This is a genomic window from Alistipes intestinihominis, from assembly GCF_040095975.1.
Lineage (GTDB): Bacteria > Bacteroidota > Bacteroidia > Bacteroidales > Rikenellaceae > Alistipes > Alistipes senegalensis.
Map to the genome: position 1 here is coordinate 25,610 of NZ_JBBMFL010000006.1, position 18,730 is coordinate 44,339.

Annotated in this window: 10 protein-coding genes; 9 read left to right on the forward strand and 1 reads right to left on the reverse strand. The window is 59.4% G+C overall.

Going from position 1 to position 18,730, the window contains the following annotated elements; genetic code table 11:
- Positions 1-3: 3 nt before the first annotated feature.
- Positions 4-3,276, reverse strand: coding sequence for a SusC/RagA family TonB-linked outer membrane protein (locus WMO46_RS06705; protein ID WP_242493089.1), 3,273 nt, complete (start codon positions 3,274-3,276; stop codon positions 4-6).
- Between the two features lie 849 nt (positions 3,277-4,125).
- Between WMO46_RS06705 and WMO46_RS06710 the strand changes: the two genes are divergently transcribed.
- The 9 genes from WMO46_RS06710 to WMO46_RS06750 are packed head-to-tail and all read left to right on the forward strand — an operon-like array spanning position 4,126 to position 18,708.
- Positions 4,126-6,534: a glycoside hydrolase family 2 protein gene (locus WMO46_RS06710; RefSeq protein WP_349094043.1), complete on the forward strand. Its 2,409-nt coding sequence runs from the start codon at positions 4,126-4,128 to the stop codon at positions 6,532-6,534.
- A 24-nt stretch (positions 6,535-6,558) separates the two neighbouring features.
- Positions 6,559-7,521 (forward strand): ROK family protein, encoded by a 963-nt coding sequence (locus WMO46_RS06715; RefSeq protein WP_129650445.1) that lies wholly within the window; start codon positions 6,559-6,561, stop codon positions 7,519-7,521.
- Between the two features lie 12 nt (positions 7,522-7,533).
- A complete protein-coding gene (locus WMO46_RS06720; protein WP_129650446.1) occupies positions 7,534-8,112 on the forward strand; it encodes a D-sedoheptulose-7-phosphate isomerase in 579 nt (192 codons plus the stop codon).
- Between the two features lie 36 nt (positions 8,113-8,148).
- Positions 8,149-10,101 (forward strand): Ig-like domain-containing protein, encoded by a 1,953-nt coding sequence (locus WMO46_RS06725; protein WP_349094044.1) that lies wholly within the window; start codon positions 8,149-8,151, stop codon positions 10,099-10,101.
- A gap of 34 nt (positions 10,102-10,135) precedes the next feature.
- Positions 10,136-12,223 (forward strand): glycoside hydrolase family 36 protein, encoded by a 2,088-nt coding sequence (locus tag WMO46_RS06730; RefSeq protein WP_349094045.1) that lies wholly within the window; start codon positions 10,136-10,138, stop codon positions 12,221-12,223.
- A gap of 13 nt (positions 12,224-12,236) precedes the next feature.
- Complete coding sequence (locus WMO46_RS06735) at positions 12,237-14,315, forward strand: alpha-galactosidase (protein ID WP_349094046.1); 2,079 nt, start codon at positions 12,237-12,239, stop codon at positions 14,313-14,315.
- Positions 14,316-14,319: 4 nt separating this feature from the next.
- The gene (locus WMO46_RS06740) at positions 14,320-15,189 is read left to right on the forward strand and encodes a ComEC/Rec2 family competence protein (RefSeq protein ID WP_019149833.1); all 870 of its coding nucleotides are present in this window, start codon (positions 14,320-14,322) and stop codon (positions 15,187-15,189) included.
- Between the two features lie 28 nt (positions 15,190-15,217).
- Positions 15,218-16,837 carry an Ig-like domain-containing protein gene (locus WMO46_RS06745; RefSeq protein WP_129650450.1) on the forward strand — a complete coding sequence of 540 codons (1,620 nt, stop codon included), beginning with the start codon at positions 15,218-15,220 and terminating at the stop codon, positions 16,835-16,837.
- A gap of 23 nt (positions 16,838-16,860) precedes the next feature.
- Positions 16,861-18,708 carry a glycoside hydrolase family 71/99 protein gene (locus WMO46_RS06750; protein WP_129650451.1) on the forward strand — a complete coding sequence of 616 codons (1,848 nt, stop codon included), beginning with the start codon at positions 16,861-16,863 and terminating at the stop codon, positions 18,706-18,708.
- The last annotated feature ends 22 nt before the right edge of the window (positions 18,709-18,730 follow it).

The following is an 18,730-nucleotide window of genomic DNA, read 5'->3' on the forward strand; positions in this document are numbered from 1 at the left end:
GTTTTAGAGTTTGAGCTGTACGGAAAAACTGATATTGCGCGTCAGCGGATACTGGTTCTCGTTGTCCTGCTCGGGGTCGAAACTATGCGCCTTCATGTTGTTGGTGCTCCAAAGGTTCTGACCCGAAACGGCGAGGCGGATTCCGCCGATGCCCATGCGCTTCATCCACTTCTGCGGAAGCGAAAAACCGATTTCCAGATTTTTCAGCCGGACGTAGGACATATCGCTGACCACATAGTCGTTGCGGTCGTTCACGCCGTTGCCCGCCAGCGTATAACCGGACCGGAGCGCCTGATAGGTGATCTTCTCACCGCGCTCGAAACGTTCTTTGGTCCATGCGTGGGTCTCCCACTCGCCGGTCAGGTGGCCGTTGCCGAACATACCCAGGGAATACACGCCCTGCTTATGCCCCACGCCCTGCCACTGCATGCTGAAATCCAGATTCTTCCATGACAGCGACATCGACGCGCCATAGGTGATTTCGGGCGTTCCGGATGGATAACCGTACGGAATCTGGTCCTTGATGTCGATCTGCCCGTCACCGTTCTGATCGACGAATTTCCACTGTCCCAGGAAAGCATTGACGAATCCGCCCTTGCTGTACATGGCACTGTACTTCGCCAGATCCTCCTCGGTATTGATATAGCCGTTGCCGGCACCGTCCTTGTAATCGACCTGCAACACCCAGGTCTGCCCGATCGGGAAACCGGTCTGACGATAGGGATAGAGATAGCCGTCGCGGCCCGTCGGCAGACGCACCTCATCGGCTTCGAGCACCTTGTTGCGGGCGAAGTTATAGTTGCCCGAAACATGGATGAACCAATCCTTGCCGAAGGCTTTCTGCCACCCGAGCACCATCTCGTAGCCGTGGTTCTGGACCTTGCCCATGTTCACGCGGGGCAGTACCGAGGAGGGAAGACCCTGAACAAGGGGAACCGTCGAACGGGCGACGAGAATATCTTCGCGCATTTCCCTGAAATAGTCGAAGTTGAACGAAAAACCATTCAGAAAATTGATGTCGAGACCGTAGTTCTGCTGCCGTGCCTTTTCCCATTTCAGATCAGGATTGCCCAGCAGCGAGGTGGCGACGTAGTTGCCGCGTCCCAGCGACGAAAGAACGGTGCCGTCGGTCACCCAGCCCTGATTGTAAGCCACGCGCACGTCGTCCAAATAGAGGAATCGGCTCTCGCCCAGACGGTCGTTACCCACGATACCGTACGATGCGCGGATCTTGAAGAAATCGATCCATTTGCGGTCGATGTTGTCCTTGAAGAACTTCTCCTCGCTGAGCGTCCAGCCCACTGAAACGGCGGGAAAAATACCCCAACGGTTCTCCTTGGAGAACTGCTCCGAACCGTTGATACCCACGTTGACCTCGGCCGTATAGCGGTTGTCGAAAGTATAGGTCGCACGGGCCGACATGTAGAGCATATTATAGGGCAGATAGAGCGAAGCCGCCGAATTGCTGACCGAGTTATCCAGCTGGCCGAGCACCATGACATGCACGTCGTGCTTCTCGTTGAACAACCGGTCGTAATTGAGCGAAAGCTGCGTGTTAAACTTGTAGTAGGAGCTCTGTCCGCGGCCGCCATTCAGGAAACTCAAGCCTTCGGTATCGGCGTGGATGCCGTCAAACGCAACGTCGGTATGGTCCCAAGTCCAGTAAGACTCCTCGTCAGGGCTCTTGGCCTGATAGAAACCGTAGCGGTTGTAAGCCTGCGTCGCCTTGGTAAAGCCCGAGGCATAGAGGTCGTAGGAGAACATGGCGCGGAATTTCAGGCCCTTCACCAGTTTCTTCATATCCCAGTCGAGCGAAGCGCTGGTATTGACCGTGGTCTTCATCTGTCGGATGTAACCACCCATGTTCATACGCGGATAGAGCTGATAACCCGAACCGTCCTGCACCCAGCCGCCTTCGGGCAGCGGATCGCCGTTCTTGTCGGTGGCACCTGCGGGAAGCGCAGGACCGGGTGCTGTCGGCGGCACGCGGTTCAGACCGCCCAGAATATAGGTGGTACCGGCGGCATCGAAATTAAGATCGTTCGAAGTGTCGAGGCCATCACCCCAGACGATCCGGTTGACTTTGTTGAGGTAAGAACTGACATTGAGACTGAATTTCAGGTCGTCGGTGATCTTGTAGTCGATGTTCGCACGCACGCTCACACGTTTGAGCCAGAAACTCGGGTCGTAGCCGCGCGTCGATTCGGGCAGGAATTTGAAAACGCTGCCCTGATCGATATAGGAGGCGTTCATAAAGTACTGAAGACGGTCCGTACCGCCCGAAACGTTGGCGTTGATCTTCCACTGCGAACCCATCTGCGTATATTCGTCGTAGGGGTCACGGTTGGGGAAGAACGTGGGGTTGGCACCGCTCCGGAACTGCTCGATCTGCCATTCGTTGTAAACGGGGGATTTGCCGTCGTTGGCGGCACGCTCGTTCAACAGGGCGGCATAGTCCCACGAATCCATCTTCATGGCGCCGCGCCAGAGAATCTGCTGGAAACCGTAGTCGGCCGTGATGGTGACGGCAGCCTTTCCGACGCTGCCCCGGCGCGTGGTGACATAAATCACACCGTTGGCGCCGCGGACGCCGAACACGCCCGTAGCGGCGGCATCTTTGAGAATGGTCACGTTCTCGACTTCGTTGGCATCGAGCGAACTGAGGTCGTCACGAGGTACACCGTCGATCAGAATCAGCGGCGAAGAGTCGCCGGTGGTGCTGACACCGCGCAATTTCATATTGACTTTCTCGGCACCGGGCTGTCCCGATGTCTGCGTCACGGTCAGACCCGGCAGACGGCCGGACAGCGCCGTGGAAAAGTTGGAAACCGGGGCGCGCTTCAAATCGGTGTTGCCGACCGAGGCGACCGAACCGGTTACGGAAACCTTTTTCTGGGTACCGTAGGCGACCACGACCACCTCATCGATCACTTTGCGGTCGGGTTCGAGTTTTACGGTGAAATCAGTGCGGGAACCTAATTCGAGTTTGGCAGTTTTGTACCCCAAATACATGACGGACACCGTTTTGTGGGGGGGGGAAACGGTGAGCTTGAATGAGCCGTCCAACCCGGAGTTGGTTCCGATAGTGGTGCCGTCAACGATGATGTTGGCACCCACGACGGGCATGCCGTTTTCATCGAGGACCTTGCCGGTAATTTCATGCGATTGGGCAAACAGACTGCCCGGCATACACAGCGCGATCATCCACGCGCCGACCGCGAGCCACCTGACCACTCCGGTGCAGAATCGCTGACACGGTAGTTTGAAATGATTCATAGGCGATAATTTGTAGTTTCTTGTATCTGTTTATTAAGGAACGCCCGGAGGCGGTTCCGTTTGGGTATTTCCGAATATCGGAGCATCGTGCAGTTCCGAATTTACTTAAACGTTTAAGTAAACAGGGCTTAAAAAAGATGAACCGGCAAATTTACGGTCTGCCATAGGGATTCATCTTCACCCGAATCATCCGAAATATCAGATTCGGGGCAGGTCAAACTCGCGTGCATCGACTAAATACCGCACTGCATGACAGCAATTTACAAATTCAGGAACCGTCATACCCGTCCCCACTCCACTCCGGCACATCTTCACTTACAGCTCACTCGACACCGGGTTTCAACTTAATTGATAAAGCAATCGGCAGTCAAAAACCCGTTTGTCCAACACAAATATAAGTAAAAATTCGAAACGCCTGCCGATTTTGCAAGAAAAAACAGAAAAAAATCGACTTTTTAACAATACCTATATATATTATTTCCATTAAGAAAATAACCGATTAATTAATAAATTATTTTCAAATATCGACAATGCAAAGACACAGACCTGCCGCAAGATAGACTTGCATTCACAAACAAACGGGCTCTGAAAAAAATCGAACGGATTTTTAATAAAAACAAGGCAATAAATTTTGATATTCAAAAAAAAGAGGTAATTTTACATTCGAATTTTAACGGTTAAGTAGATGTTTAGGTTGTTGTGACGGCATTCACACGGCCGCGAAAAGGCCACCGAAAGGCTCTTTTCGCGGTCCGGGGCCGTCCAAAAAGTACGAACCCGGCTTTTAGCGCACAGAAACATAGCTTAATCGAGCAAAGTAAAACAAACCAAGAAAAAGATAAATCCGATATGAACACGACATTCACCAAACTGACCGCCACCCTCGCGCTGCTGTTCGCAGCAGGAAGTCTGACGGCCGGCGAGAAGAGTTCGCTCGACGGCAAATGGAGGCTCGACTACTGGCCCCAGGGAGACACTCCGATCGTGTCGCCTGCCGACGCCCGGCAAGTCGAGATGAAAACCATCGACGCGACCGTTCCGGGGAACGTGGAACTGGACCTGCTGGCCGCGGGGCTGATCGAGCAGCCCGAAATCGGCAGCAATGTCTACGACCTGCGCCCGTGGGAAGGTTACCAATGGCGTTACAGCCGTACGTTCGCCACCCCCGAACATGCGGACGGCGACCGCATCCGGCTCAATTTCAACGGTATCGACTGTTATGCCGACATCTGGGTCAACGGCCGTCAGGTCGGATCGGCCGACAACATGCTCATCGAACACCGCTTCGATGTGACCGAAGCGCTGAAACCCGCCGGCGAAGAAAACACGCTGGAGGTCTACATCCGTTCGTCGGTGATCGAGGGCCGCCAGTACATTCCGCCGACGATCAGCATCAATTTTGCACAAGTCGAATCGGTCTACGCGCGCCGTGCGCCCCACACCTACGGCTGGGACATCATGCCGCGGCTGGTGAGCGCCGGACTGTGGCGCAGCGTGGAGCTGGAGGTGCTGAAACCCGTGCATTTGCGTGACGTACACTGGTTCACTACCTCCGTGGACGTTCCCAACAAGCAGGCCACGGTCTTCCTGGACTACACGATCTCGCTGCCGACCTCGATGCAGGACGGCAGGATCACGACTGAATTTTCACTGAGCCGCAACGGCAAACAAGTGGCCATGTACCGCGCCAAGGTGACATCGCATGCCGCACGCCACATCCTCGGACTCGGGGATGTCGAGTTCTGGTGGCCTCGCGGCTATGGCGAACCGGCGCTCTACGAGGCCGAGGTGAAGCTCATGGACGAAGCCGGCAATACGCTCGACATCGACCGCCGCCGCATCGGCATCCGCACCGTGCGCCTCGATTTCACCCCGACCCACACGCCCGAGAATCCGGGCCGGTTCTGCTTCATCGTCAATAACGAGAAGGTTTTCGCCCGCGGCAGCAACTGGACCCCGATGGACGCCCTCCACAGCCGCGACACGCAATGGCTCGACTGCACGTTCGGCCTGGTTACCGACCTGAACTGCAACATGATCCGCTGCTGGGGCGGCAACGTCTACGAAGACACCCGCTTCTACGAACTCTGCGACGAAAACGGCGTAATGGTCTGGCAGGATTTCGGCATGGGATGCACGTTCTATTCGCAGCGTTACGAATTCGCCCGCGCCATCGAGCGCGAGGTGACCTCCGTGGTGATGAAACTGCGCTCTCACCCCTCGATCGCCCTCTGGTCGGGCAACAACGAGAACGACCAAACGCTGACCATCGGGACGCTGGCCCCGTTCCGCATCGACCCCAACCGCGACGTAGTGTCGCGGCAGGTAATCCCGATGGTGCTTTACGAACTCGACCCCTCGCGCAGCTACCTCCCCTCGTCGCCCTATTGGAGCGAAGAGGTCTGCCAGCAGGGTTACAGCACCGCCCTGCTGCCCGAAGACCACCTGTGGGGCCCCCGCGGCTACTACAAAGACCCGTTCTATACCAATGCCAACTGCCTTTTCGTCAGCGAGATCGGCTATCACGGCATGCCCAACCGGCCGAGCCTCGAAAAGATGTTCCCGGCCGAAACGCTCTATCCGTGGACCGATAAGAAAGAGTTCCGCTGGAACGAGGACTGGCTCACCAAGGCCGTACGCATCTTCAAGGAGTGGGGTTATACGCCCGAGCGCAATAATCTGATGATCAATCAGGTCCGCCTGCTCTTCGGCGAAGTGCCGACCGAACTCGACGATTTCATCTTCGCGTCGCAGTCGGTGCAGGCCGAGGCGATGAAATTCTTCGTCGAGATCTACCGCGGCAACAAATTCGCTCCGAAGACCGGCATCCTGTGGTGGAACATCCGCGACGGATGGCCCGTGATTTCCGATGCCGTGGTCGATTACTACTTCTCGCCCAAAATGGCCTACCATTTCCTGCGCAACGTGCAGCGCAACGTCTGCGTGTTGATCAACGACGCCACGGACGGCAGCCACCCACTCGTCGCCACCAACGACACGCGCAACGCCGCCGAAGGCACGGTCCGCGTCAGCGATGCTGCTACGGGACGCGAAATCTTCCGCAGCAGCTACACCGTTCCGGCAAACGCCCGTGCGGAGATCGCCCGCCTGCCCGAAATGAAGGGTCAGGGCATCCTGCTGATCGAATACACGACACCCGAAGGCTCGTTCAAGAACCACTATCTCTACGGCCGGGCTCCGTTCAAACTGGACGAGTACCGCAAACTGCTCCGCAAAACGAAAATATACGATCTCTAAATACAAAAAATGGCTACAACGAACATGAAAGAGAACATCATCGGTGTTGACATCGGAGGCACCAAATGCGCCGTCACCTACGGCCAGCAGGAGGGCAACCGGGTAACGATCCTCGATAAGGAGTGCTTCCGCACCTCCGATGTCGCCCGAACCATAGAGCAGCTCAAAACCTGTATCCGGAACGTAATGGGGCGCCACGGCCTCGATGCGGGCAACACCCGGGCCATCGGCATCAGTTGCGGAGGCCCGCTGGACAGCCGCACGGGCGTGGTAATGTCGCCTCCCAACCTGCCCGGCTGGGACAACATCCCCATCGTCGGAATCTTCGAAAAGGAGTTCGGCATCCGCACCGCCATCCACAACGACGCCAACGCCTGCGCGCTGGCCGAATGGCAGTTCGGGGCCGGAGCGGGCACCCGCAACATGATCTTCCTGACCTTCGGCACGGGACTCGGCGCCGGACTGATCCTCGACGGACGCATCTACACCGGGACCAACGACAACGCCGGAGAGCTGGGACATATCCGCCTGAGCGATTTCGGACCCGTGGGTTACGGCAAATGCGGCTCGTTCGAAGGTTTTTGCAGCGGCGGCGGCATCCGCCAACTGGCGCAGTTCGCCGTGAAAGAGCGTCTGCAAATGGGTGAAAAAGTCGCGTGGTGCCCCGAGGGCGATCCCGAGAGGATCGACGCCCGGCTGGTGGCCCAGGCCGCCGCGGAAGGCGACGTTCTGGCGCTGGAAATCTACCGCACTTCGGCGCGCTACCTGGGCAGGGGGCTGTCGATCGTCATCGACCTGATCAACCCCGAGATGATCGTCATCGGCAGCATCTACGCCCGCAACGAAAATCTGATGAAACCTTATACGGAGGAGGTCATCGCCCGCGAAGCGCTCTCCCACGCCCGGCGTGTCTGCCGCGTGGTTCCCGCGGCGCTGGGCGAAGCGATCGGCGATTACGCCGCGCTGTCGGTGGCCGCCAACGCATAAAACGATACGAAGATGAAACGGCAAATTATCGAACACAGCCTCCGCGAAGCAAACGACGCGCTGGCGGATTTCCTCGCCTCGCCCCGGACCCTTCCGACGATGGAGGCAATCGTGGACACGATGGCCGAAGCACTCCGCAACGGCTGCAAGATCATGAGCTGCGGCAACGGAGGCTCGCTGTGCGACGCCACCCATTTCGCCGAGGAACTCACCGGACGTTTCCGCGAGAACCGCCGTCCGCTGGCAGCCATGGCCATCAACGACCCGGCCTACATGACCTGCGTGGGCAACGATTTTTCGTTCGGGGACATTTTCGTCCGCTGGGTCGAGGCGTTCGGCAAACCCGGCGATGTCCTGCTGGCCATCTCGACCAGCGGCAATTCGCAGAATATCGTTGCCGCGGCCGAGGCCGCCCGCCGTCTGGGTATGAAGGTCGTGGCGCTCACCGCCGAAGGTCCCACCCGTCTGTCCGAAACGGCAGACGTGGTGCTTCAAGCTCCCCGCACACCCCATTCGGACCGTATTCAGGAGATACATATCAAAGTTATCCACATCGTGATCGAGGCCCTCGAAAAAGAGCTCGGCTTCTGATCCCGAAAGATGTTACACCCTAAATTCCAACCTATTATGAAAAAAATCTTTTCCGCCATTGCCGTCCTGACGGCATTCGCAACAGCCGCCGTCTCATGCAGCGACGACGACACGAAGGACGACGAGAAAATTCCCGTCGCCGAAGTCAAGGTCACCCCGGCGACCGGCAGCGTCGTCGCAGGAACCACCCTCACCCTGAAAGCCGAAATCCTGCCCGAAAACGCCTCGGACAAAACCGTGGAATGGAGATCCCGCACGCCGGAGATCGCTACGGTCGATCCCGAAACAGGTGTAGTGACCGGCGTCACCGAGGGTGAAGCCGAAATTCTGGCGCTCTGCGGCGGCAAGAACGGCAAGGCGGTCATCACCGTCACCCCGGCCCCGATCCGTGTCGAAAAGATCGAACTTTCGAAGACCGAACTGGCCCTGTTCGTCGGCAAAACCGAGAAACTGACCTACACGATCAACCCCGAGAACGCCACCAACCAGGAAGCCGCATGGGATTCGAGCGACAAGACGGTTGCGACCATCGCCGACGACGGTACCGTGACGGCCCTGGCCGAAGGTACGACGGACATCACCCTGACCATCGACGAGAAGACCGCGACCTGCAAGGTGACCGTTTCGAGTCCCGCTATCGAAGGTATAACAATACCCTACCTGAGCGAAATTCAAGGCAATACCGTCACAATGACCGCTCCGGGCTTCAAGGCCGGCGACAAGGTAAAGATCGAGGCGGTGGCCGGAGATGAATACAGCGCCGAAGCCGATGTCGCCAACGTAACCGCCCAGAATGCGACGTTCGAACTGCCTGCCGCCGCATCGCGCGACCGTTCCTACAAACTGACCGTGCTGCGCGGCGGCGTGAAACAGGCCGAAGCCTACTTGCATCCGGACGATCAATTCGTAGCGATACCCTATCATCTGGGCTATTACCTGACGGGCGAGGACGAAGTGGTTCCCACCGATCCCTCGATGCGTGCCAACGAAGAGGGTATTACCCGCCGCAGCTACATGCCGGGCAGGATCGTCGATTACAACGAGGAGACCAAAGAGTTCCGGGTATGGAAAAAGGATGCCGCCCTCACCGGCTTCACCGCCGCGACACTCGACCTCACCTATGCGACAGGAGTCACTTCGATCAAACCGCTGACCGACCTCTACGGGCCTCTGACGAGCGTGAACCGCGTCTACGTCGCCAACTCGTCGATCGAATCGCTCGACATGACCCAGTTCCCCAACGCCACGCTGCTGCACGCCTGGGGCGACGCAGGATCGGGGCTCAACAAGATCGCAAGCATCAATTTCGGCACTTATACCGATGACGAGCACGCCTGCAAAGTGACGCAGATGTATCTGTCCTCGCAGTCGCTCACCGGAACCATCGACCTGCGCAACTGCATCGCCCTGAACGAACTGAGGCTCGATGGCAATCAGCTCGAAGGCATCAACCTCGGCACGGCCAACGGCGACAGCTCGGACAAGGACCGCATGCTGGTCGTATATTCGATCAGCGCGAAAAACAACAAGCTCAAAGAGATCGACATCTCGAACTGCGGTCGTCTGCGCCAGCTCTGGCTCGACGGCAACAAGATCGAACGGGCTCGCCTGCTGAACAACGCCCTGGGCGAAGGCTACAACAGCCAGCGTCCCGACTCGTGGTTCCCCTACATGTACATCCTCAAAAACAAGGAGGACTTCACGATCACCTGGGCGACGGCCGCCGATGCCGAAGGCCGCGAACGCCATATCGACGTTGAACACTACTGGTACCGGAACCTGTCGTCCGCGAACAAGGGCGAGAACGGCGAAAAGCCCGGTTACGACAAATGGGTGGACAACAACCCCGTGATCCAGGCACTCAAAGACGGCTTCACCGTTACCGATTGGAGCTACGCACTGGAGGGTTACGACGGCGGCGGTGTCAAGATTAAACACACGCATAACACGATCGACGATCTCTGCCCTGCGGAACAGGATGCCGAATGATAAAAAACCGAATTACAAACCCTGAAAACAGACGATGAAACCCGTAATCAATTACCGACGTACCATCATCGCCCTGACAAGTGCCCTGTTGCTGGCGCTGGGATCGCTCCCGGCGTCAGCGCAGGTGCGTTTGCAGATGCAAGGCGACAAGACAGACATCGCCCGCTGGATCGACAGCCGCTTCGCCAAAGGCCAACTGCCGCCGTTCTCATTCATCCTGGACGAGAAGCCGTCGGAGGAGTTCCTCCGCTCGTGGCGCTGGAGCCGCACGGCGCCCGCATCGACGGACAAGAATGTCGTACTGCGCACGTTCACCTACACCGACCCCCGCAGCGGACTCGAAGTGGTCTGCAATATCAAGGGGTACCCCGAGTTCCGGGCCGTGGAATGGGTGCTGCATTTCCACAATACGTCGGCAGAGAATTCCGGGCAACTTACACGCGTGAAGGTCGCGGATTTCGACATGGTCTACCCCGCCGCCGGAGCGCTGAAAATCCACTATGCCGAAGGCAACAAGATTTCAAAGGCCGACTATGCGCCCCGCACCGCGGAGTTCCGCACGGAGCAGCCGTTGCACATCGAACCCCACGGAGGCCGTTCGTCGGAGGAGGCGTTTCCCTTCTTCAACCTCGAATCCGAGGCTTCGCGGCAGGGCGTGATGGTCGCCGTCGGCTGGACCGGAACGTGGTTCGCCGACCTCGAGAAGCGTGACCCGAACCGCCTGACGCTGGCCGCGGGCATGCTGAACACCGATCTATACCTCTACCCGGGCGAGCAGATCCGCACGCCCTCGGTCGCCCTGATGTTCTGGAGCGGCGACCGCATGAACGGCCACAACCGTTTCCGCCGCCTCGTCCTCGCGCATCATTCGCGCAAGGTAGACGGCAGCCCCTTCTACCCGCTTTGCAGCGCCTTCAACTACCGCGACCCGCAGCCCTGCGGCGAATATTCGTGCCTGACGGCCGACTGGGCCATCGCCATGGTCCGCCGCTACTCGATGTTCGAACTGACACCCGACGTTTTCTGGCTCGATGCCGGATGGCACACCGGGGCCGGCGATTTCCGGCACGGCAAGAGCTGGGCCAACACCACGGGCAACTGGACGGTCGATCGGGAACGCTTTCCCGAAGGGCTGAAACCCGTTTCGGACGCCGTGCACGAGGCCGGTGCCAAATTCATGGTGTGGTTCGAGCCCGAGCGCGTCGTAAAGGGCACGCAGTGGGCTACGGAACACAAGGAGTGGATGCTCGACACCGAATGGCCCGAAGGCTCGGAACAATCGACCTGGTACTTGTTCGACCTGGGCAATGACGAAGCGTGCGACTGGCTCTGCAAATACTACGGCGACCTGATCGAAGAGAACGGGATCGACTATTACCGACAGGATTTCAACATGCTTCCGGCCGGCTACTGGCGCGACGCCGACGAGCCCGGCCGCAGCGGCATCAAGGAGATCCGTCACATCGAAAACCTCTACAAATTCTGGGACTATCTGTTGGAACGCTTCCCCGGCCTGCTGATCGACAACTGCGCCTCGGGCGGCAAGCGCCTCGACTGGGAATCCATCGGCCGCAGCGCACCCCTCTGGCGCAGCGACTACTACCACTACGATGACCCCGACGGTTACCAATGCCACACCTACGGGTTGAATTTCTTCCTGCCGATACACGGCACGGGCATCCTGCTGCCGGAACAGTATTCGTTCCGCTCGAGCCTCTCGTCGGCACTCCAGTGCAACTGGAAAGTCACCGAGCCGAGCGTTTCGGTCCTCGACATGCAGCAGCGCATCCGGGAATACCGCGACATCCGCGAATACTACTACGAAGATTATTATCCGCTCTCGGGAACAGGCGACCTCACGGGTTCCGACGTGTGGCTGGCCTACCAGATGCACCGTCCGTCGGACGACTCGGGCATCGTAGTCGCATTCCGCCGCCAGGACGCGCCCGACGCGGAATACACCGTGCGCCTGGGCGGACTCACGCCCGACGCCTCCTATACCCTCGTGGACTGCGACACGCAGGCCGAAACCGTTCGCAGCGGCCGGGAACTGACCGAGGGGCTGACGCTCCGTCTCGACAACCCGAAGAGTTCGCTGCTGATAAAATACCGCAAAAACTGAAGCCCCACAAGCCATGAAACATTTGTTCAGACTACTGCTCGCAACACTCCTGCTGACCGCTGCACAGACCTCCGCCCAGTCGCGCCTGCGCATTCCCGCCAAAGGCGCCGAATGTGAAAAATGGGTCGCCGGAGCTTTCGCCAAAGGCAAGGTGCCGCCCTTCTCGTTCATCTACGGAGGCGTGTCCTCGGGCAAGACGATAGCCAACTGGAAATACACCGTCGAAACGCTCCCCGCAACGGAGCGGAACGTCACCGAGCACGTCTACACCTATACCGACCCCGCGACGGGGCTCGCCGTCGAGTGCCGCGTGAAGACTTTCGCGGATTTCAACGCCATGGAGTGGGTGCTCCGCTTCCGCAACACCTCCGAGGAGAACACCCCGAAGATCGAGCAGGTGAAGGTCGTGGACATCACCCCCGAATCGACAGCCAAGGGAGCCTACCTGCTCCACTACGCCGACGGAAGCCACGTCTCGAAGGCCGACTTTCACGCCCGCACGCGCGAGCTGGCCGTGGGCGACGAGCACTCGATGCACCCACAGGGCGGACGCTCGTCGTCGCACGCCTTTCCCTTTTTCAACGTCCAACTGCCCACGGGAGGCATGGTCGTAGCCATCGGATGGACCGGTAACTGGAAAGCCGACATTGCGCGCCCGGCAGCAAATGCCGTCAGCGTGGCGACCGGCATGAAAAACCTGGCCGCTTACCTGCTTCCGGGCGAGGAGATCCGCACTCCTTCGACGGCCATGCTCCTGTGGCAGGGTGACGACCGTATGGACGGTCAAAACCTTCTGCGCCGCTTCCTGCTGGCCCACCACCACCCCACGGCCGACGGCAAACCCGCCGTGTTCCCGATCTGTTCGAGCTTCAACTACGGCGACCCCGCCCCCTGCAACGAATACACCTGCATGACAGCCGATTACGCCACGGCCCTCGTGAAACGCTACAAGCAGTTCGATCTGCTGCCGCAGGTCTTCTGGCTCGACGCCGGATGGTACAGCAAGGCCGCCGACTGGAAGAACCACTACAACTGGGCCAACACCGTGGGCAACTGGTCGGTGGACAGCGTACGCTTCCCGCAGGGCCTCGGCCCGGTAGCCGACGAGGTCCACCGCGCCGGCTGCAAGTTCATGGTGTGGTTCGAGCCCGAGCGCGTGATGAAAGATTCCGACTGGGCCATGCAGCACCCCGAGTTCATGCTCGACGCCAGCGGCAAGGCGGCCCAGCCGGGCTGGGTGAAACGCGGAAGCGTCGATTCGTTCCTCTTCAACCTGGGTGACCCCGTGGCCCGCACGTGGTTCTGCGAGCAGATCGCCAAGCTCATCCGCGACAACCGCATCGACTACTACCGGCAGGATTTCAACATCGACCCCGAAGGTTTCTGGTACGCCAACGACCAGCCCGACCGCATGGGCATCTGTGAAATCCGCTACATCGAAGGGCTCTACGCTTTCTGGGACTACCTGCGGGCCGAGTTCCCGGGCCTCGTGATCGACAACTGCGCCTCGGGAGGCCGCCGCATCGACCTCGAATCGACCTCGCGGTCGGCACCGCTCTGGCGAACCGATTACAACTACGGTGAACCGATCGGCTACCAGTGCCACACCTACGGACTGAACATGTGGCTGCCCGTACACGGAACCGGCACGCACAAGTCCGACGCCTTCACTTTCCGTTCGAGCCTCAGCGCTACGATCATCTACAACTGGAAGATCACCAACGCCGATTCGTCGATCCCCGAGATGCAGCGCCGCATGGCCGAATTCGCCGCCGTGCGCCCCTACTTCTACGAAGACTACTACCCGCTGACGGGCTACGGCGACATGACGGGCGACGACATCTGGCTGGCCTACCAGCTCCTGCGCCCCTCGGACCAGACGGGCTATGTGGTGGCTTTCCGCCGCGAACTCTCGCCCGACGAACGGAAAGTCGTGCGTTTCCGCGGACTGGAACCCGAAGCGACCTACGTGTTGGAAAACGCCGACAACGGCGACCGCGTGGAGGCCACGGGCCGGCAACTGATGGACAGTTTCACGATGAGCATCGGACAGCCCCGCTCGTCGTTGTTGATCAAATACGGTAAAAAATAAAGCCATGTTGCGCAAACTGTTTCTTTCATTGCTTTTCGCCGCCGGCTGTTTCCCGCTGTCGGCAGCACGTCCGGGTTTCACGCTTTGGCAACTGCCTCCGCAGGGACCGTCGCAGATGAACTCCTACGTAATCCGCACCGACGCGGGGCGTGTCGCAGTGATCGACGGCGGCACGGCGGCGGACGCCCCCTATCTGCGGGGGTTCCTCGCGGCGCTGGGCAACCGCGTGGAGTGGTGGTTCGTGACGCATCCCCACATCGACCACATGGGTGCCCTCACCGAAATCCTGCGCACGCCCGGCGGCATCGAAATCGGAACCATTTATCAGTCGCCGATGAACGACGCGCAGCTGAACACCGACCTCAATCGCCGAAAGCTGGCCGACGCCTACCTCGAAGCCCTCGCGGCCTCGGGCCTGCGCGTCGAGAATCTGACGGAGCCGGGCCGGGAGATGCGTCTCGACGGACTGCATCTCAAAGTCCTGCAAGTCAACGACACGACGACGCTTGTCAACGCCTACAACAACGCCAGCATCGTGCTGCGGCTTTGGGACAAGCGCAAATCGCTGCTGATGCTCGGCGACACGGGCGAGGAGAGCGGCGACCGTCTGCTGCGCAGCGTTCCCCAGGAGGAACTCGACTGCGACTATATCCAGATGGCCCACCACGGGCAGATGGGCGTGCGCGAAGAGTTCTACCGCACGGTCCGCTTCCGCGCCTGCCTCTGGCCGACGCCCCTGTGGGTGTGGAACAACGATGTGGGCGAAGGCTACGACACAGCGTGGATGAAGACCCCCGAGACCCGCCGCTGGATGGACGAAAAGGGAATCACCGAGCACCACTGCGCCTGGCAGGGGCTCGTCAAAATCGAATAGACAAGCAAAAAACCTAACACCCTAAACCATGAAAAGCAACATTCTGCGTTACGCGATGCTGGTCTGCCTAAGTGCATCGGCAGTCACCGTATCGTGTTCGGAAAGCAAATCGGGCGAGACACCCGACGACCCCGGCAAACTGACGGCAATCACCCTTACGCCTTCACCCCTCTCGCTGACCGTCGGGCAGACCGCCCAGCTGACCGCAGCGGCCACGCCCGCAACGGCTTCGCTCGAAGGGCTCCGCTGGTCGAGCGAAGATCCGAAGATCGCCCGGGCCGGCGACGACGGAACGATCGAGGGTATCGCCGTCGGCAAAACGAACGTCAAGGCCAAATGCGGCGACGTAACCGCCTCATGCGAAGTCACGGTGACCGCTGCGCCGATCGTGCTCGAAAAGATCGAGCTTTCGGTGACGTTCGCGTCGGTCGCAGCAGGCAAGACGCTGGACATCACGGCGAAACTCGTTCCCGAGAATGCCGCAGTAGAGGGTCCCGTCGTATGGAAAAGCGACGACACCTCCAAGGCGACCGTCGATCAGAACGGCCGCATAACGGGCGTCGCCGAAGGCCGCACCGTCATCTCCGCGACGCTCGGATCGGTCAGCGCCAGCTGCGACATCGAGGTTTATTCGCCTGCCGCAACCCGCGATTTCACGTTCCTGCAACTCAACCTCTGGGAAGGCATCGCCAACGTCGCCAACGGTCAGGAGGCGCTGATCAAACAGCTCGCCGAACTGAAACCCGACGCCGCATCGTTCTGCGAGTTCACCTCGGAGGATAACGCACGCACGATCCTGAGCGCCGTAGCCGACGAACTGTACAAACGCACCGGCATCCGCTATACCTACACCTGCAAGGGAGGCAGCGGCACCCGCGGCCTGCTGACACGCCACCCGGTGCTCTCGACCGACGCCGTGAACGGCAACCTGTGGTTCTACCGCACGGTGATCGATTTCTACGGGCAGCAGATGGCGCTCTACGCCTCGCACGCCTACCACATGTATTACGCCTGCTATCTGCCGCGCGGCTACGGCGACGGCTCTTCGCCCTACGGATGGGACAAACTCGCAGACGGACCGATCACCGACGTTGATTTCATCCTCGAACGCGAAGAGAAGTCCGGACGCACGCAGATCGCCAGGGATCTCGCGGCTGACACCCGGACCCAGCAGGAACAGGGACGCCTCTGCATCTTCGGAGGCGACCTCAACCAGCCTTCGCATCTCGACTGGACCGAGGCGATGAAGGACAAGTACGAACACAACGGCTGCGTGGTGGCATGGCCCGTCTCGACGACTTGCTACGCCGACGGCATGAAGGATGCCTACCGGGAGGTCTATCCCGACCCCGCGACCCATCCGGCCGTGACGTGGCCCGTGCACAACAAGGACGCCCGAAAGGAGACGCAATGGGCTGCGGAGGCCGACGAACGCGACCGCATCGACTTCGTCTACTACCGTCCCGATGCCAAATTCGCCCCCAAAAAGGCTCAGATCATGGGTCCCTCGTCGATGATCTCCAAAAGCGCCGTGGTCGAGGACCAGTTCATCGACAAGGCCGAGGAGCTGATCGAACCCGTGGGCGGCGTATGGCCCAGCGACCACCGGGGACTCTTCATCACCTTCGAAGTGCAATTCCGCCAATAAAATCCTGAAAAACAACGGACACGATGATTAAAGCAACCATCCCGTTCCTCCTGCTCGCCCTGTTCGCCTGCTCGAATTCCGACAACGATCCCGACCCCGGCAAGGAGCCGGGTCCGGCGCCGGGCGAGGTGGTTACATACGGCAACGAATCTCTGGTGGCGGTCGATCCCGCAGGCAAAGAGATCGCTTTCGACTATCGCGCCCCGCGCGACAAAAAGGTCGGCATCTTCTACTTCATCTGGCTGGGCGCCCACGGCTACGACACAGGCGACTATTTCGGCGGCGACATCATCCCGCCGAAGGCCACGGACACCCGGTCGCCTTACGACATCAGCGAACTGGAAAAAGGCCACAGCGATCCGGCCGACATTCCTTTCGGTCCCGGAGGCGCCATGCACCATTGGGGCAAGCCCTATCTGGATTACTACGTCTCCAACGACACGTGGGTGATCCGCCGCCACGCGCAGATGCTTTCGGAGGCAGGCGTAGACGTGATTTTCATCGACGTGACGAACGGATACGCCTATCTCCCGGTAGTCAGAACGCTTTGCGACGTTTACAATCAGATGTTGCGCGAAGGCAATCCCCGACCGAAAATCTCGTTCATCCTCAACACGAATCCCGCTCCGGTAGTGCAGGAACTGCTGACGCTCTACGGCAACAGCGACTACGACCGCCTGTGGTACGAACTCGACGGCAAGCCGCTGCTCCTCGCACCTCCCGGAGACTACGGGGCCGGGGTTTCCGAGCGCCTCACGTTCCGCTACGCATGGTTCGACACCCAGTTCGGCTACGGCGGTCCCTGGTACGGCGACGGCACGAACCGCTGGGCATGGGGCGAGTTCTCGCCGCAGCGCAACGTGAAGGAGGAGATTCCCGTCATGGCAGCAAGTCATCCTCTCTGGAACATCGGACGCAGCTACACGGGCAATTCGCCCGAAGACAAAGGCGGCCACCAGCCCGCGAACACCACAGCCGAACAGCGCGCCGCAGGAACCTATTTCAAACAGCAGTTCGAACACGCCATCGCGTGCGACCCCGATCTGATCTTCATCACGGGATGGAACGAATGGGTGGCCCAGCGGCAGATCAGCACAGGCCCTCAACAATTCATGGGCAAGACGATCAAAGCCGGCGAAAGCTATTTCGTAGACTGCTACAACCACGAATTCAGCCGCGACATCGAACCCTGTGCCGACGATTTCACAGACGTTTACTATTACTACATGACCGACTACGTGCGCCGTTACAAGGGCGTCGCTGCGGTCGAGCCGGTGAATGAAGTCCACAAGATCGCCATCGACGGCAAATTCGACGACTGGGAGACCCTCGGAACCCGCTACAAGGATTACACGGACGACACCCGGGCACGCAACCACTGGGGCTTCGGCTACAAGAACCTCAGTCTCACGAACGACACCGGCCGCAACGACATCTGCTACGCCAAAGTGGCCACCGACTGCAAATCGCTCTTCTTCTACGTGGAGACCGCCGATCCGATCACGCCCCGCACCGGGCGCAACTGGATGCGGCTCTTCATTTCGGTGAAAGGCAGCACGGCGCCAGCCTGGGAAGGATTCCAATGGGTCGTTAACAACAAGGTCACGGATGACACCCGAACCACGCTCCAACGTTCGAAGGGAGGCTGGGACTGGGAGGAGGCTGCGACGATCGACTATGCCGTGTCGGGCAACCGGATGGAGATCGCCGTCCCGCTCCGGGAGCTCGGCATCGCCGACGTGCGCAACTTCACGGTCGATTTCAAATGGATCGACAACGCCGTGACCGACGGTGACATCCGCGAGTGCATGCGCGACGGCGATTCGGCTCCGGGCGACCGTTTCCGCTACCGCTATATATTCAAGTATTAATCCGACAATACCCCGATTCAAC

What these genes read in the sequence shown, in the direction of transcription:
- WMO46_RS06705 (WP_242493089.1), bottom strand. Translation starts at nt 3,276, where the DNA reads ATGAATCATTTCAAACTACCGTGTCAGCGATTCTGCACCGGAGTGGTC.
- WMO46_RS06710 (WP_349094043.1), top strand. Translation starts at nt 4,126, where the DNA reads ATGAACACGACATTCACCAAACTGACCGCCACCCTCGCGCTGCTGTTC.
- WMO46_RS06715 (WP_129650445.1), top strand. Translation starts at nt 6,559, where the DNA reads ATGAAAGAGAACATCATCGGTGTTGACATCGGAGGCACCAAATGCGCC.
- WMO46_RS06720 (WP_129650446.1), top strand. Translation starts at nt 7,534, where the DNA reads ATGAAACGGCAAATTATCGAACACAGCCTCCGCGAAGCAAACGACGCG.
- WMO46_RS06725 (WP_349094044.1), top strand. Translation starts at nt 8,149, where the DNA reads ATGAAAAAAATCTTTTCCGCCATTGCCGTCCTGACGGCATTCGCAACA.
- WMO46_RS06730 (WP_349094045.1), top strand. Translation starts at nt 10,136, where the DNA reads ATGAAACCCGTAATCAATTACCGACGTACCATCATCGCCCTGACAAGT.
- WMO46_RS06735 (WP_349094046.1), top strand. Translation starts at nt 12,237, where the DNA reads ATGAAACATTTGTTCAGACTACTGCTCGCAACACTCCTGCTGACCGCT.
- WMO46_RS06740 (WP_019149833.1), top strand. Translation starts at nt 14,320, where the DNA reads ATGTTGCGCAAACTGTTTCTTTCATTGCTTTTCGCCGCCGGCTGTTTC.
- WMO46_RS06745 (WP_129650450.1), top strand. Translation starts at nt 15,218, where the DNA reads ATGAAAAGCAACATTCTGCGTTACGCGATGCTGGTCTGCCTAAGTGCA.
- WMO46_RS06750 (WP_129650451.1), top strand. Translation starts at nt 16,861, where the DNA reads ATGATTAAAGCAACCATCCCGTTCCTCCTGCTCGCCCTGTTCGCCTGC.